This window comes from Hydrococcus rivularis NIES-593, from assembly GCF_001904635.1.
GTDB classification, from domain to species: Bacteria; Cyanobacteriota; Cyanobacteriia; order Cyanobacteriales; family Microcystaceae; genus Hydrococcus; species Hydrococcus rivularis.
On record NZ_MRCB01000003.1, the window covers coordinates 1 to 15,575 of the forward strand.

The following is a 15,575-nucleotide window of genomic DNA, read 5'->3' on the forward strand; positions in this document are numbered from 1 at the left end:
TCAGGGAGGGGTAATCAGCCCACTACTGGCAAACATAGCCCTTCACGGGATGGAAACGGTTTTAACAGAATGGGTTAGAACCTGGAAAGGAAACAAAAGCAAAAACGCAAAATCCTTTTCGTTCATTAGATATGCAGATGATTTCGTCTGTATACACGAATCCAAAGAAGTAATAGAAAACGCCAGAGAAATCCTCGAAACATTTCTAAGACCAATTGGACTAACAATAAAACCCGAAAAAACTCAAATAATACACACACTGCAAGGCGAAAAACCAGGCTTTGATTTTCTCGGATGCAATATCCGACAATACAAAGTCAACAATACAAAAAGTGGCTTCAAAACACTCATTAAACCTTCCAAGAAATCAGTTAAGAAACATTACGAGGCAATAGCCGAAGTAGTCAAAAACAAGAAAACAGCTAAACAGGAAAACCTGATAAAGCTGCTTAACCCGATTATCAGAGGATGGTGTAACTATCACTCATCAGTAGTAAGTAAAGAGACTTTCTCTAAATTAGACAACCTAATATATGGACTACTGAAAAGATGGTGCAAACGTCGTCACCCTAACAAATCAAGAACCTGGGTCAACGACAAATACTACCACTCCACACCCTCCCAACTAGGAAGGAGAAACTGGGTATTCAAGGAAGGAAAACAAACCCTAATCGTCCACTCAGACACCCCAATAATACGTCATATCAAAGTTAAAGGTAATCAATCACCCTTTGATGGAGATAGTACCTATTGGGCAGCCAGATTAGGAAGAAGCACAGAACTGAGTAAAATTGAAGCCACCCTACTTAAGAAGCAAAACGGCAAATGCAACTACTGCAATGGAACGTTCAAGGATGGAGACGTATGGGAAGTAGACCACATTGTACCCAAAACAACAGGCGGGTCAAACTCCCACAAGAATCTTCAACTATTACACGCCCACTGCCACGACCAAAAAACAAAAACAGACGGTTCTCACACGAAAGGTACTCATGACAAGAGTCAAGTAGGAGAGGAGCGCAGTGAAGCGAAAGCCTCATGCTGCGTTCTGAAGACGAGCAATTCTCGTGAGGGAGTCGCTTAGTTTAACCAAGTAGGAGTAATTCTAGGAGGCGCGGGTCGGTGAACAGGGAATCCCCCGCTACAGCAGCGATAGCTGTTTAGCGGCGGGAGGTTCAATTAGTTCTTAAGCTGATATTAGAACGATTCCCCCCAGAACAACGAAATATGCGCGAGGGAGCGATTGAGAGTGCAATGAGCTATCTAAGGGAATATGAGCCTTCTTGCAACCCGCCAGCAGCAAACAGCATTGACAGTTCTTCTCTCATCGTGCCAAAGAAAAATTCCCCTCTCCAAAATTAGAAAAGGGGAAGAAAAATAATCAACTCTTGTACTTAGCTAACTGCTAACAGACTCGACTAAAACCTTACAACTTGGTGCCGCAGTCGGGACAGAATTTATTGCTGGGAGGATTTTTGGCTCCGCAATTGGTGCAAACGATTGGCTCGTTTTCCGGGCGAGGAGTTTTAGGCTCTGGCAGTCCCACCATTTGCGCATTGCTCTTACCGGGAGCAACCATTGGATAGCAGTTTTCATCCTTAGTGACGTGGGCATCGACAAGAACAGGACCGTCGTGGGCAAGCATGGCAGCAATGCCATCGACAAGTTCGGAGCGATCGCGAATTGTGATACCTTTGATGCCAAAGGCTTTCGCTAATAGCTCGAAATCGGGCATTCCGGTCTGCATGTTCGAGCAAGAATAACGCTCGCCGTAGAAAGCCTGCTGCCACTGGCGTACCATGCCTTGCCAACCGTTATTGATGATGACTGTCTTGACATTAATGCCATATTGTGCTAGGGTGGCTAATTCTTGAAGGTTCATCTGGAAGCTGGCATCGCCGCTGATACAGATGACCTCTTGGTCTGGTACGGCTAGCTTGGCTCCCATCGCTGCGGGCATGCCATAGCCCATCGTTCCCAAGCCAGCGCTGGAAATCCAGCGACGGGGACCTGTCTTAAGGAACTGAGCCGCCCACATCTGATGCTGTCCGACATCGGTGGTATAGTAAGCATAGGGAGCCTGACGACCGACTTCTACGATCACTTCTTGGGGAGACATGCTATCGCTGTGGCGAGGAACGATTAAAGGATAATCCTCGCGCCAGCGTTGGATGCGTTGCAGCCATTCTTGTGTGCGTCCCAAGCGAGAGGGGAAATTCAGTTCTTTTGCCCGTTGTAGGATCTGTTCTAGAACTTGGCGCACGTCGCCCACGATAGGAACTTCGGGAGTGCGGTTTTTGCCGACTTCAGCCGGATCGATATCGATGTGAATGACTTTAGCGCGGGAGGCAAACTCGTCTAACTTACCCGTAACGCGATCGTCAAATCTCGCCCCAACTGCAATCAACAAATCGCAATCGGTGACGGCAAAGTTAGCATAGGCTGTCCCGTGCATCCCCAACATGCCGACAGAGAGAGGATGATTCTCGTCAAAGGCTCCTAGCCCCATCAAAGTTGTGGTTACGGGTAACTGAAAGCGTTCTGCCAATTCGTGGATTTGAGCGTGGGCGTTAGACGCGATCGCACCGCCCCCGACGTACAGCAGCGGTCGTCTGGATTCTTCAATGAGCTGCAAAGCTGCGTTAATCTGACGGGGATTGCCTTTTACGGTGGGACGATAACCGGGCAACCTCACATCTCCGGGTTCGATTGGCACGTAGTCGCACTCTTCTAAACCCACGTCTTTGGGAACGTCGATTAGCACCGGACCCGGACGACCCGTACTGGCAATATGGAAAGCTTCTGCTACAATCCTTGCCATGTCGCTGGCTTGGCGAACGACATAGGAGTGCTTGACAATCGGTAAGGTAATTCCGTAAATATCGGTTTCCTGGAAGGCATCAGTACCGATCGCCGGACGAGGAACCTGACCCGTCACCACCACCATTGGGATAGAATCCATATGGGCGGTAGCAATTCCCGTTACCAAGTTCGTCGCCCCGGGACCAGAAGTTCCAAAGCAGACTCCGACTCGACCTGTCGCGCGAGCATAGCCATCAGCTGCGTGTGCCGCACCTTGTTCGTGTCTGACCAGAATATGCTCAACCTCTCCTCTCGCTTCGGCTCGGTATAATTCGTCATAAATCGGCAGGATCGCACCGCCAGGATAGCCGAAAATATGTCTAACACCATGGCGCACGAGGCTATCGATTAAGATAAAAGCGCCAGTCCGGCGTTGGGGAATTATCTTTAGCAGATTTGTTGTCGGGGGAACGCTTGAAGAAACCACAGGGCAACCTACTCTAACTTGTTTATTCTTTTTTGTAATTTTGTTGTTTTTGATGCAACAAGGACAGTAACAGCATTGTTATGCTGTTATACTTTAAGTTTAATAGTTTAAGCTAAGGTGTAAATACTGTCGAGAGGGCTTTTGCTCTTAGATTGAAAAGCTAGTGGCTAAGAGCGACAAGCAAGCTCCGACATGGTGAATCAAAGCTAAAGGTTTGCATGTTGAGCGTTTCCTGACAAGATCCCTGGGTTTATTACATTACTTTACAGAATAGTCATTTTGTCCTTAGTCTTTTGTGATTGGTTAAGGGTCGATCGTTTCCACTTCCGCTCTCTGTGGTGCCTTAAGGTGAAGTTTTATGGCACCTAAACAACGTTTTTGTTGTTGAAGTGCTATGTTCAATCCTAGTCAGCACAAACAATAGAGCGATCGCTCTTTATGTAAACTCTTATGAGTGCCTGCTTGTAAAGGTCTCTAAGTCTGAGACAATCAAATAGAGTTTTAAAAGCCACTTATTCTTGTCTTCTACTTATCCTCTTCACTTTCTGACAGCAAAAGGGAGAACTCTATGAAATTAGCCTATTGGATGTATGCAGGACCCGCTCATATTGGCACGCTGCGCATTGCCAGTTCCTTTAAAAACGTCCATGCGATTATGCATGCTCCTCTAGGAGACGATTATTTCAACGTCATGCGCTCTATGTTAGAGCGAGAGAGGGATTTCACCCCAGTAACCGCTAGTATTGTTGACCGCAACGTTCTCGCACGGGGTTCTCAAGAGAAAGTCGTCGAGAACATAATCCGTAAAGACCAAGAAGAAACTCCCGACCTAATCGTTCTTACTCCTACTTGTACCTCTAGCATTCTGCAAGAAGACTTGCAAAATTTTGTAGAACGCGCCCAAATGGAATCTAAGGGCGATGTCATGCTGGCGGACGTAAACCACTATCGAGTTAACGAACTGCAAGCGGCAGACAAAACCCTCAGTCAAATCGTCCAATACTATATTGAAAAAGCTCGTAAGCGGGGAGAAATTCCAGAAGGGAAAACAGAAAAACCATCAGTCAACATCATCGGCATTACTACCCTTGGTTTCCACAATCAACACGACTGCACGGAATTGAAGCGGTTGATGGCAGATTTGGGTATTGAAGTCAACGAAGTCATCCCCGAAGGCGCTTCCGTTCGCAATCTCAAGAATTTGCCTCGCGCTTGGTTTAACCTCGTGCCTTACCGCGAAGTCGGTTTGATGGCAGCGCGTTTCCTCGAACAAGAATTCGGAATGCCCTACGTAGATATTACGCCCATGGGCGTGGTAGAAACTGCCCGGTGCATCCGTAAGATTGGGCAAGTCATTAACGAGCGAGGGGCAAAGGTTGACTACGAAAAGTATATCGAAAACCAAACTCTCTATGTTTCTCAAGCAGCTTGGTTCTCCCGTTCTATTGACTGTCAGAACTTAACGGGCAAAAAAGCGGTTGTTTTTGGCGATAATACCCATGCTGCGGCACTGACGAAGATTTTGGCGCGAGAAATGGGCATTCATGTAGTTCTCGCAGGAACTTACTGCAAATACGATGCAGAGTGGTTCAAGGAGCAAGTGAGCGACTACTGCGATGAAATCCTTATTAGCGATGATAACGGAGCAATTGGCGATGCGATCGCGCGTCTAGAACCCGCCGCCATCTTCGGAACGCAAATGGAACGTCACGTCGGCAAGCGGTTAAACATTCCCTGCGGCGTGATCTCAGCACCGATTCACATTCAAAACTTTCCCATCGGATACAAGCCTTTCTTAGGATACGAAGGAACGAATCAGATTGCCGATTTGGTCTATAATTCCTTCACTTTGGGAATGGAAGATCACCTTCTAGAAATCTTCGGCGGACACGATACCAAGGAAGTGATTCACAAAGGAATTTCTGCCGATTCTGACTTGAACTGGAATAAAGAAGCCTTGGCAGAATTAAATAAAGTTCCCGGTTTCGTGCGCGGTAAAGTAAAGCGTAATACCGAGAAATTTGCTCGCGATCGCGGTTTGACTGAGATTACCCTTGAGGTAATGTACGCTGCGAAAGAAGCTGTTGGGGCATAGTTAGTTCTCAAATCACGCAATGATAGCGATTGTCTTAGGAGGCGATCGCTTTTTCCCTTTCTAGCTTAGCTTCTTGTCGTTGAAACTCTGCCAATTGCGCCTCGATCTCGTCGCGAACAATTTGGCGATATTCGAGAAAATGCTCGTTATGGGCGCATACAGTTAGATAATGTTCCCAGACCGCTGGATTATTCTTGAGAATGCTAAAGAGATGATGCCAGAATTTCCAACGAGTGTTGCGTTTGAAACCTTGCCGCCAAATGACAATCCCTAGCGCACGCAAATCCACCCAGCTAGGCATCTTAAAGGGGGCTTTACACTTGGGGGCACCTAGCTTCAAGAAACAGCGATAGGTACGATCTAGGAAGACCTCAGGGTCGTACAGCGTCCAAAATGCCTCGATGTATTCCTTGGCAATATCTTCGATAGGGCGCGTGGGGACAAAGTTCATCAGGGTGGTTTGATTGATATCTTGTCTGCCACTTATGCGCAAACGCCCCTCTTTTTCCAAGCGATGCCAAAGGGCAGTATTAGGCAATGCTTGCAACATTCCAAACATGGCGGTGGGAATGGCTGCTTGTTCGACAAAGCGAATAATCCGGGAGGCAGCGCCTTTTTTCTCGCCATCAAAACCGATAATAAACCCTGCCATTGGGCGTATTCCCGCACGAACGATCTTATCGACGCTATCTGCTAGAGAACTGCGAGTATTTTGAAATTTCTTTGTGAGTTGTAAACTCTCTTCATCTGGCGTTTCAATGCCTAAAAACACGGCATCAAAGTAGCATTCCACCATTAACTCCATCAATTCTGGATCGTCTGCGAGATCGACTGAAGCTTCTGTATTAAAACGAAAAGGATACCGGTGTTCGGCTTGCCAGACTTTTAATTCTTTGAGCAATAACTTGACATTGCGCTTATTGCCAATAAAATTGTCATCTACCATAAACACGCCCCGCCGCCACCCCAATTCGTAGAGATAATCCAATTCTTTTAAAAGTTGAGCAGGGGTTTTGGTTCGCGGTTTGCGACCGTAAAGAACGATGATATCGCAGAATTCGCACTGGAAGGGACATCCCCGCGAAAACTGAATCGACATCGAGTCATAGGCATCCAACTCCAACAAATCGTAGCGAGGGACGGGGGTTATCGTAACATCGGGTTTTTCCATGGTGCGGAAAACCCCGCTGGTTTCTCCCTTTTGTAAGGCTTCGACAAACATCGGCAGGGTGATTTCCCCTTCGTCTAAAATCAGGAAATCTGCCCCCGCGCCCTGAGGTTCGGATGGCACGGAAGTCGCATAGGGACCGCCGACGGCGACTAATTTGCCCCGTCGTTTTGCCTCTCGGATTTGCTCTAGTAAATCCTGCTTTTGTACGATCATTGCCGAGAGAATGACAAGATCTGCCCATGCCCATTCTTCTTCAGTGACGGGACGAATGTTGCGATCGACTAGCTTAAATTCCCACTCTTGGGGCAGAATTGCTGCCACGGTAATTAACCCCAAAGGCGGCAATAAGACTTTGCGGTTGACTAATTCAAGAATTTTGTTATACGACCAGAAAGTCGGCGGAAATACCGGATAGATTAATAAAATCCGCAATGTTTTGAACTCCTACTGCGTTTTCCCCATTCTAATTGGTTCGTTACTTCTGTGTCGGTAGTAAAAAACTATAGCAGCCTTTACCTTAAAATTGTTTCCAGTCATTTTTCTTCTAGCACAGGAGAGGCGGGACTCGAACCCACAACCGACCGCTTAGAAGGCGGTTGCTCTATCCATTGAGCTACTCTCCCAAGCACCAGATGAAGCGATCGCAACAAAACGATCTTACACGATAACTGGAGATTGGATACAGTTTTCCTCAATCTCCAATCTCCAGTCTTCAATGGTTAACCTGCCAAACTCTCTAAACTCAAAGGCACAAAATCTCCGTGTATTGTCAATCCAAGTAACATTGGCTCATTTTCCCGAATTAGCTTTCCGGTTAGGACACAGCTTTCATCCTTTCTAGCAGTTGCTTCTAACGTAGCGCGAATATCGGCTCTCGAAAACTGCGGTCGATAATCTCCCGACTTCTGTTGTACGTAGTTCCAGAGAATGTCTCTGATCAGCGCTTGATAGCCTTGGTTGCCAGACAATTCTTTGAGTCTATCTTTGAGGGATCTCTCAAGGCGGATGCTAGTAACTTCCATCTCGGTCGTAGATGTGCGAGTCAGCGTTCGCATAATTTTTTTTTCCTCCAGGTAGTAGACATTTCAGTAATACAAGTGTAGTATTAAAATGTCCCTTTTGGCACGAGTAAAAAATTCATCAATGCTTCCGTCTTCCTTACTAACCTCCATTTTTGCCGTCAGCTGCCCAAATAGTTGGCAATTTGCGGCAATAGCGGGGGTATTTTCATATTTAGGGCAGCTCGGAGATACGAACGATGCAATTAGATTTAAACCTCAAATTAATAGCGATCGAGATTATCGCCATATCTGCGGCGGTAAGCTTGAAGGTATTAACGTAAAACTGTATTTAGGACGCGGGAGGTGCATACTAGCCAGTACTGTACCTAAATAAATTAAAAGAACCATAAAGGTTGCTACACCCCCGCCTCTAACTAAAGAAGCGGGGGTTTTTCAATCCAAACAATCTATAAATGGTGTCAGCCGTGAGCAGTGCAACTGAAATATTAGATCGATCGGTAGTGGTGTTTTCAAAAAACTATCTTCCCATTAGTCGGGTAAATATCCGACGCGCTATTTGCCTGCTAGTGACTGGCAAAGCCGAACCAATGGAGTTTGCCGATGGGATGATTTTTGAAGTTCGTTCGCCGAACCTAATTCTAGAAGTCCCCGCCCATATTCGTCTCAAAATTCACAGTCGAGAGCGAATCTGGAAAGTGCCTCCCGTCAGTCGGCGCGAGGTGCTACGGCGAGACAAACATCAGTGTCAATACTGCGGGAGTGTCAAACGCTTAACGATCGACCACGTAATTCCGCGATCGAAAGGTGGAAAACATACTTGGGATAATGTAGTTATCGCTTGCGAGCCGTGTAACTCCTGTAAAGGCGATCGCACTCCCCAAGAAGCTGGAATGCTGTTGAAAATGATTCCCAAGGCTCCTATTCACCCCGCGATCGCTTTCGCCGAACAGTTTTGGCGCCAACAATAACTGGATTCGGAATTAAAAACAATTAATTAGCCCTGGTTGGGAAACTCAGACCGATGCTGAAACTTACCTATACTGAAAATGGCTTTAATTTAGAGCATCTAGATCGATCTCTCGAAGATTGGGTAACTGCCAGAGTTATTCTCGCTCTGCGATCTGGGACGGGTTTCTATGCCGAACCCAGCACGGCTACCTTTTTACTCCCCGCCGATTTGCCCTACTTGAGCGATCTGGAAAAACTCGTTGACAAGGAAAACGGCGACAGCATCGAACTATCTTTTTGCGATGGCGAGTATGTCGAAGTTATCCTGCAAGGAACTTGGCTAGCTTCAGTGCCAGATAGCGAAGAGGGAATATTTGTTACTGTCATGAGCCAACGAACTGAATTTTTCCTCTACCAACTGTGGCAGGAAGTTCAAATTGGGGCTTCTGTAGTTAATGACTGATAGTAGCCAGAGAAGTAAATGTATTTTATTGTTCCTATTTCTGTTGTTTGTTTGGTCAAAAATGGACAACCCTGCTCTAATAAGATTTCTAGGGCTAAAATTGAAGTTGTCATTTTTTGTTGTCTTATATCATTTTTCATTCATTAATGACAGAGATAGTCGATCGCCCTCACCCCCAACCCCTCTACCAAATTGGGAGAGGGGTGAACAATGTCGATCGCGAAAACCTGAAAATTGGTATTAGCTGCTAGTAAATCTCATTACAGTTACTTCGCGAGAATGCTTCATTTAGCTAGAGAGAGCCTAGTTAATAAGGAATGTAATTGTTGATTAAGAATATCAAAAGAATTTTGTTCTGGTATTTGAGTAATTTGACGAACAATTTTGTGTAGATCTCTAACTAAATGTTCTTCATCTTCTATAAAAGAAACTCCTTCAAATTGATGGACATAATCGTTTCTTTGATTGCAATACTTGTTAAGTCTTTTTAGTGGTTCTAATAAGCTTTGTTGCTCGGAAACGTATTCTAAAATAGCTAGTAAAACTGGTCGGCTTGGATGATTTAATTGTAGTAAGCGACCATTGGGTAATCGGTGCAAATAGCTGTGCAGTTGTCCTTCCTGGTATTGTTGAATAGCTTTTTCAACCTGTTCTTTCACATCTTTCCAAGGATAATTGAGCAGTTCGGGACACAATCTTTTTCTTACTTGAAAGCGCAAGACACTTTCTTGGAAAGCAAAAAGAAGCACCAAAAAATTAGAATACTCTTGATTTTTGAGTTTGGTGAGAGCATGAAAATATAATTCAACAATAAAGTACCTTTGATCGTGACTAGCCAAACGATCGATTTCTTCTGAAAGTCTCGGGTCGATTATTTTCCGAAACCGATCAATTGCTTGACGAGCTTTTTTAAAGTCACAAGCTAAACGACAATGTCCATATTCTAAAAGAACGCTTACCCCGTTATCTTTCAAACCGCTTTCTTTAAAGTTAGCCAAAGCCCCACTGTAGTTATAGTTATTAATTTGCTGTTGAATGACTTTTAAATCAAATTCTCTTTTGAGAGTATCGACATTAGCTTCAAATACTCTGCTTTGACCGGGTATCATTTTGTCAGGATTTCTTACCTGCCAGACTCGACTTTGAGGTGCATAACCAGCAGCTTGTAAAATACTCCAAGCAGATTTCATTGCAGGTGTACCAGAAGAAGCATTTAATTCTAATCGATCGCCCGACCGTAAATAAGATTTAGCTTTTTCCAAAGCTTGTCTTGCTGCTTGGATTGCTAATAATAAATCGATTGGATCTTGAGATAATTTTTCATTGACTGGAATTAATTCAATGTTTTCTTCAATAATTTTTAATGGCTGAACTTCACCTGAAAGTAACCATTCTTTAGTAAAATTAGCAGCTTCTTGAGTGCCGTCAGTGTATAGTAAAATTATGCGCTCAATTTCTTGATTTTGTTCTAATAAGTGATTGGTTAAACTAACAATCGATCCTTCTTTGTCATTTTTATCCGTACCTGGATCTTGATTGCCGACAAAAGATAAAACAATACTGGTCATATTAAATAACGATGATATTTGAGGTTCTTAGAAAAGCAAAAGCAGAGAAGATAGAGATGTAGTTTAGTTGGTTGTCAAAGGAAATATTTGATAATACTGCTGCGATCGCTGACGTAGATTTTGTAAATATTTAGAACGAGGATTAACGGTTGCACCAAAAACTGTAACTATTTGATAATCTTCTAAATCCGCTATCCAAACAGGAGAAGGTTTGACAGGCTTATTAGTTTGTCCGCAAAGATTGCTATCGTAATCTAATTGACCTTTATGGTTAGTAATTTTCAAATCTTGACCGTGTAAAACAGCTAAAGCATGGGGTTTACCGTATTGTTCTTGTCCCGAACAAACTACAATACGGCAATGATTATCTACTGCATCAGACCAATTGCGATCGCTTGGGTTATTGAAAGATAGAGGAGAATTAATATTTTTAGCAATATTGCTATTAGGAATTAATTGTTCTAAAGCAGTATAAAAAGTTTTAAGTCTGGTTTGAAATAACTTTTGAAAATTTTTAGCTGATTCTGGTGCATACCAAAAAGAATTAGGGTTTTCTAAGTCTGCATCAACAAAGAAAGTAGAACCGCGAAACCAAGGGGCATATGGTCGATTTTGACGAGAATAACAGGGTCTTCTCGCACCTTGTCCGATGCCACCAAGATTAAACATCATCCAAGTAAGATTTTTGAATAAAGATGAAATTGCTTGGCTTTTATCTTGAGGTGCAGCCACAGAATAAGATAAGGTTAAAATACCTTCTTGTTCGCCACAATCATCTCGTTTATCTCTTGGTTCTTTTTGAATTAATTTGCCATCGATAATATTTACTTTAATCCAACCTAATTTTTGGGGATTAATCGCACCAAAAAGTTGACTTTCCCAATTGATTACTTGTTCGGCAGGTAGAACCCCTAACGCAAAAGCCCGAAACCAATAGCGCAGCATCGATTTAAAAGCAGTTGGACGTACTTCGGGGACAGCAGAAGTAGAAGGTTTTAGATTACCATTTTTATCAGGTTTATAAGGCTGTTGGATATTATTAAACTTTTGATGACCGTGAATTAGTTGCCCTTCTAAAGCAAATTTAACCCGGAAAAATTCAGGTTCAGATTTATTTTTATCTCCTATAACTAACTGTCCATAACCAGTATTAATTTGCGAACCTACACCAGCTTGTAAACCTGAAATTAACCATTGTTTGACTTTGTTTAAAATTTCCTTATCCTGACAATTATTAGCTAAACGTAAACCAATCAAGAAGTCAGATTTTTGTAGAGATAAAAAGACATTGGGGTTAGATTGATATTGAGGTTGAGAACCTTCCCATTTCCAAATATTATTTGCCATATCTATACTCAAACCACCAGTTTTACTGGATAAGGGATAGGCATCGAGAAAAACTACTTTACCCGCACTATGTTGCGGATTATCTGTTTCAATCGAACCAAAGTAAGAAGCGATTTTTTGTTCTGCATCTTTCCATTTAATCTTTTCGGTGGCAACTATTTCTCTAATCGCCTGAGTTCTAGCTACACCGCGAAGGGTACTGGCTGGAATATAGGGCATTCCCAAAGCATCAAAAGCTGGCAATAAAATACTTTCGGGTCCGCGATGTCCGCCGACACGAATACGCCAGGGACATTTGACTGTAAAGGTGTTTTCTTTACCTGCGATTAGTTCGGTACGTTGATTTAATTGCTTCAGGCGATCGCGATAATTGGCATTTTCTTGTGCCATTTGTAATATCTGTATTTTAGTCGCGTCTTTATATTCCCGTTCTGGTTCGCGCATCCAACGCAAGTATTCGACAAAGCTAGCTGTAGAGTTTGGTTGTGGTTCATTCTCGGAGTTTAGCCAAGGCGAAGGAGGTTGGTTATTTCCTCCATTATGGTTATTTCCTTTATTCTGATTACCATTGTTGTTTCCTCCTTTATGAAGATTATTAGAACAAGAAGATTGTGATTTAGGTACTGGTTTATTTGGTCTTTGAGGACGTTGAAGAGGTTGAGGAGACATTTTGGATCGTAAATAATAAATGATGAGTAATCGTAGGGGCGATTCGCGAATCGCCCTTACAAGATAGATTTGTTTTAAGCATCGCCTTTGACATCATGGTAAATAGCGTTTGCCCAAAAACTAAATTCTTGTGCCAGGTTTAATCCAAGTCCAGTTAAACCTAAATAATCATCGGCTTTAAGTTGTTTGAGGGAATCTAAACCTTTATTACCAGCTAAATCTTTAACTGAAGAAAGAAGTTGCAGACATTCAAAGTACTTCTTGACTACATCTTGTTTACCTTTTTGGCTTAAAGCTTGTTCTTCGGCTTTTAATCGCATCATGCCCCAGGTGGCAAGATAGGTATAGAGTTCGACTGCTTGACTTTTTTGTTCTTTAAGACGGGAATTATCGTTACTATTATGGTTGCGTAATTCTTGTAAAGCTTCGTATACGGGAGTGCTGAGGGTTCGGGGGTCAAAGGTTTGCATTATTATTTCTCCTTACTTACTTGCTGAAGCTAGCCATTGTTGAACAAAGCCTCTTCCTAAGCTTTCTTGTCCGCCAATTTGTAAGATTTCTTGTTTGGCTAGTAACTGAGTGAATTCTTGATGTATTTGAGATGCCGTACCATTAGCAGCCGAGGTAGTTCCCCAAGTAAAGTACATTAAAGTGTCAGGAGGAATGGCTTCTTCGTAGCGAAAACCACCATCGACAGTTTTGTTTTCGTCAAGTTTAATTTTGACTTGTCGCCACAGACTCATTTGAATTAAGGTGGCATAATGTTTGTCTGGAAGTACTATTGCTCTTTCAATTGTGTTAGCTTGAGGAGTTTGTGGAAGAAAATCTTGCCACTTTTGCCATTGCTTTAATTCTTCTGCTTTGAGAATGGCATCTTTGAGATAAACTGCTGAGTTACCATTTAAAAAATTGCAGCTATATTCAACTGGAATTCGATCCAACTTACCTGTAAACCTAGCCCATCGTTTTAATAACATCGGGCAACTAACCCACACTACTCCATGACTGAGAGAAGGTACGGGAAGCCAAAGCAGAGAAGCATCACCGATCCAAATGGTTCCTTGTTCTAATTGGCTGGCATTTTCTAAATCTGTGCCAAAAAGTTTAAATTTCTGGTCTTTGTCTTTAACACTAGCCCGTAGTCTGCCGCGAATACTGCTAGAAGGAATATAGGGAAAATTGGTATGAGACTCACGGGCAATTCCCAACAAATTTCCTTCTTGAGTTGTTCCGCCTGTATGTAAGGGGGAAAGTAAATAAAGATAAGCGTAGTTAATCATAATTTCAGTCTGATGTTTAATTATCTTGATAAGAAATCCAAAGGAATTCCGAATATCCCAACTGTCGCCAGCGTTTGGCTTTTTCTAACGCTTTACCTGGTTGGGAATTGAGATTTTCAGCAAACAAAATATCTGGTCGATCTAAGTAGTAAACGCTACCAGCAGGGGCAGCAAACACTTGAGGGGCAGGAATCGTTGGTTTATTTGGGTTTTCATCTTGAATTCGTCCGCTAATCGGTAAAGGTTGGGCGGTTGCTACGCTAACTAAGTTGCCTGGTTTTTGATTGGAATTAACCGTATGGGCTAGTTTCCATTCCCAAGGATAGGGTTGACAAACTGCTTTTTGGTCTTTGTGGATGCGTTCGAACACTCCAGGGGTGATTAAATAAGCTAAAGATTTACCTCCTCGTTCATAGTTGCGTTGCGATTGCTGTTGTAATTGCTGCCATTGTTCGCCCAGGGAAGGACATTCTTCGACTAATACCCGATGTCCTTCTCCTCCCAATCGCATCGAAGTAGGAACATTGGGTATTTTTCTGTCTATAGCGATCGCCATACTCCAACCTGAATGCAGACGAATAGCATTCTCGACAAAATAACCATCTGCATCTTTTACTTGACGACTATCAGGGGCGATCGCATTATGGGAACGAGTTTCTACCGTCCAGGGTTGGGAACTTTCTTCCTGCTGGCATAACCAATCTTCAGGATTTAAAATTTCGTTATTTAGTAGTTTGGTAACTATAGAAAAAGGTAAATACTGTCTTGGTTTTTGTTCGAGCTTATTTTCTTTTTCTTTGCCCTTGCCTGATTCTTTTTCTTTTAATAACAGAGGCGCGGGCGATAGACGATCCCAAATCATTTGTTGATTAGGAGATTGCTCGTCTAACCAAGTTACAGGATGAAGTAAAGAGTTATTAACATAACTGAGAGGACGGGGAAAATAAAGTTCTTTTTTATAGGAAAGAAATGTTCCTTTAAGAGTTAGGTTTTCTTTCCTATTTAATAAACTTCTCATTGCTCCTGCGATCGCGTGTCCGTTGGGAGGAAAAACACTGCCCGCCCAAGCCCTTTCTCCTGGAGTAAAAGGTTTAGCATCTCGAAAAAGAAGAACGTCTAAAGGAGTTAGAGTGTACCAAAACATAAACTATTTTAAGTGGAAATATTTAAAATTTCGCTAAAATTTATAGTTATTTCTGGAAATGCTAGGAGAGATAAATTTTGATTACCATCTAATGTTTGTATAGCTTGATAACCTTGTGGTGTTGGTTGACGATAAATGGTTAGAGATTGATTATTCACATCGATTAACCACACTTCAGAAATTCCATTTTCAGCATAGAGAGGAATTTTGATATCGCGATCGTAAATAATAGTTGTATCGGCAACTTCAACAATCAAAAAAATATCGTTTGCTTCTGGTGTTTTAGTTTCATAAAAATCAGCGCGAGGTTTTAATAAAGATAGATCGGGTTGAGGTTCGGAATTATTAGTTAATTGAATCGGATTTTGAACGCTTATCAAAACGCGATCGCCTAATTTGCGGTAAAAAAGTTGATTTAAACGATTAACTGTGGCTGCGTGTTTTAAACCAATCGGTGACATTTCAACAATTTCGCCCTTAATTAATTCAACTCGATCCTCTTCTGTGAGTATTCCCACTTCAGCCATTTTGTGATACTGTTCAACTGTGAATTTTCGCGTCAGTAATTGCATAGTTATT

At 42.8% G+C, this 15,575-nt stretch carries 14 protein-coding genes and 1 tRNA gene; 5 read left to right on the forward strand and 10 right to left on the reverse strand.

The genetic code is table 11. The annotated features are described in order from the left end of the window. Window positions 1-1,084: group II intron reverse transcriptase (locus NIES593_RS03945; protein ID WP_175561025.1), on the forward strand; the 1,084-nt coding region annotated here is incomplete at its 5' end. Between the two features lie 342 nt (window positions 1,085-1,426). Here the strand turns inward: NIES593_RS03945 and ilvB are convergent. Beyond that, a complete protein-coding gene (gene ilvB / locus NIES593_RS03950; protein WP_073598355.1) occupies window positions 1,427-3,289 on the reverse strand; it encodes a biosynthetic-type acetolactate synthase large subunit in 1,863 nt (620 codons plus the stop codon). 568 nt (window positions 3,290-3,857) lie between these two features. Between ilvB and bchB the strand changes: the two genes are divergently transcribed. Further along, window positions 3,858-5,384: a ferredoxin:protochlorophyllide reductase (ATP-dependent) subunit B gene (gene bchB, locus NIES593_RS03955; RefSeq protein ID WP_073598356.1), complete on the forward strand. Its 1,527-nt coding sequence runs from the start codon at window positions 3,858-3,860 to the stop codon at window positions 5,382-5,384. Between the two features lie 34 nt (window positions 5,385-5,418). Here the strand turns inward: bchB and NIES593_RS03960 are convergent, their stop codons facing one another. From NIES593_RS03960 to NIES593_RS03970, 3 genes are all read right to left on the reverse strand, one after another. Then, the gene (locus NIES593_RS03960; RefSeq protein WP_073598357.1) at window positions 5,419-6,987 is read right to left on the reverse strand and encodes a B12-binding domain-containing radical SAM protein; all 1,569 of its coding nucleotides are present in this window, start codon (window positions 6,985-6,987) and stop codon (window positions 5,419-5,421) included. A 118-nt stretch (window positions 6,988-7,105) separates the two neighbouring features. Beyond that, window positions 7,106-7,178, reverse strand: a tRNA-Arg gene (locus NIES593_RS03965). Window positions 7,179-7,274: 96 nt separating this feature from the next. Beyond that, complete coding sequence (locus tag NIES593_RS03970; protein ID WP_015143855.1) at window positions 7,275-7,610, reverse strand: hypothetical protein; 336 nt, start codon at window positions 7,608-7,610, stop codon at window positions 7,275-7,277. Window positions 7,611-7,698: 88 nt separating this feature from the next. On the opposite strand from NIES593_RS03970, the gene NIES593_RS23405 reads away from it, so the two are divergent. The 3 genes from NIES593_RS23405 (at window position 7,699) to NIES593_RS03980 (ending at window position 8,988) form a co-directional block, all read left to right on the forward strand. Further along, complete coding sequence (locus NIES593_RS23405; RefSeq protein WP_139253619.1) at window positions 7,699-7,950, forward strand: hypothetical protein; 252 nt, start codon at window positions 7,699-7,701, stop codon at window positions 7,948-7,950. Between the two features lie 79 nt (window positions 7,951-8,029). Then, the gene (locus tag NIES593_RS03975) at window positions 8,030-8,545 is read left to right on the forward strand and encodes an HNH endonuclease (RefSeq protein WP_175561026.1); all 516 of its coding nucleotides are present in this window, start codon (window positions 8,030-8,032) and stop codon (window positions 8,543-8,545) included. Between the two features lie 53 nt (window positions 8,546-8,598). Continuing rightward, on the forward strand, window positions 8,599-8,988 hold the full coding sequence (locus NIES593_RS03980; RefSeq protein ID WP_073598358.1) for an alr0857 family protein: 390 nt from the start codon (window positions 8,599-8,601) through the stop codon (window positions 8,986-8,988). A gap of 284 nt (window positions 8,989-9,272) precedes the next feature. Here NIES593_RS03980 and NIES593_RS03985 read toward each other — a convergent pair whose 3' ends face one another. The 6 genes from NIES593_RS03985 to NIES593_RS04010 all read right to left on the reverse strand — a co-directional run bounded on the left by NIES593_RS03985 (window position 9,273) and on the right by NIES593_RS04010 (window position 15,574). Beyond that, window positions 9,273-10,556, reverse strand: coding sequence for a hypothetical protein (locus NIES593_RS03985; protein ID WP_073598359.1), 1,284 nt, complete (start codon window positions 10,554-10,556; stop codon window positions 9,273-9,275). Window positions 10,557-10,619: 63 nt separating this feature from the next. Further along, the gene (locus NIES593_RS03990; RefSeq protein WP_073598360.1) at window positions 10,620-12,572 is read right to left on the reverse strand and encodes an RAMP superfamily CRISPR-associated protein; all 1,953 of its coding nucleotides are present in this window, start codon (window positions 12,570-12,572) and stop codon (window positions 10,620-10,622) included. 74 nt (window positions 12,573-12,646) lie between these two features. Further along, window positions 12,647-13,042, reverse strand: a complete 396-nt coding sequence (locus NIES593_RS03995; RefSeq protein WP_073598361.1) for a hypothetical protein — start codon at window positions 13,040-13,042, stop codon at window positions 12,647-12,649. A gap of 12 nt (window positions 13,043-13,054) precedes the next feature. Further along, complete coding sequence (cmr4, locus tag NIES593_RS04000) at window positions 13,055-13,852, reverse strand: type III-B CRISPR module RAMP protein Cmr4 (protein WP_073598362.1); 798 nt, start codon at window positions 13,850-13,852, stop codon at window positions 13,055-13,057. Window positions 13,853-13,868: 16 nt separating this feature from the next. After that, a complete protein-coding gene (locus NIES593_RS04005) occupies window positions 13,869-14,996 on the reverse strand; it encodes a type III-B CRISPR module-associated Cmr3 family protein (protein ID WP_073598363.1) in 1,128 nt (375 codons plus the stop codon). Between the two features lie 8 nt (window positions 14,997-15,004). Next, window positions 15,005-15,574, reverse strand: coding sequence for a Uma2 family endonuclease (locus NIES593_RS04010; protein WP_073598364.1), 570 nt, complete (start codon window positions 15,572-15,574; stop codon window positions 15,005-15,007). Between the last annotated feature and the right edge of the window lies 1 nt (window position 15,575).

What these genes read in the sequence shown, in the direction of transcription:
- bchB (WP_073598356.1), top strand. Translation starts at nt 3,858, where the DNA reads ATGAAATTAGCCTATTGGATGTATGCAGGACCCGCTCATATTGGCACG.
- NIES593_RS03970 (WP_015143855.1), bottom strand. Translation starts at nt 7,610, where the DNA reads ATGCGAACGCTGACTCGCACATCTACGACCGAGATGGAAGTTACTAGC.
- NIES593_RS23405 (WP_139253619.1), top strand. Translation starts at nt 7,699, where the DNA reads ATGCTTCCGTCTTCCTTACTAACCTCCATTTTTGCCGTCAGCTGCCCA.
- NIES593_RS03975 (WP_175561026.1), top strand. Translation starts at nt 8,030, where the DNA reads ATGGTGTCAGCCGTGAGCAGTGCAACTGAAATATTAGATCGATCGGTA.
- NIES593_RS03980 (WP_073598358.1), top strand. Translation starts at nt 8,599, where the DNA reads ATGCTGAAACTTACCTATACTGAAAATGGCTTTAATTTAGAGCATCTA.
- NIES593_RS03985 (WP_073598359.1), bottom strand. Translation starts at nt 10,556, where the DNA reads ATGACCAGTATTGTTTTATCTTTTGTCGGCAATCAAGATCCAGGTACG.
- NIES593_RS03990 (WP_073598360.1), bottom strand. Translation starts at nt 12,572, where the DNA reads ATGTCTCCTCAACCTCTTCAACGTCCTCAAAGACCAAATAAACCAGTA.
- NIES593_RS03995 (WP_073598361.1), bottom strand. Translation starts at nt 13,042, where the DNA reads ATGCAAACCTTTGACCCCCGAACCCTCAGCACTCCCGTATACGAAGCT.
- cmr4 (WP_073598362.1), bottom strand. Translation starts at nt 13,852, where the DNA reads ATGATTAACTACGCTTATCTTTATTTACTTTCCCCCTTACATACAGGC.
- NIES593_RS04005 (WP_073598363.1), bottom strand. Translation starts at nt 14,996, where the DNA reads ATGTTTTGGTACACTCTAACTCCTTTAGACGTTCTTCTTTTTCGAGAT.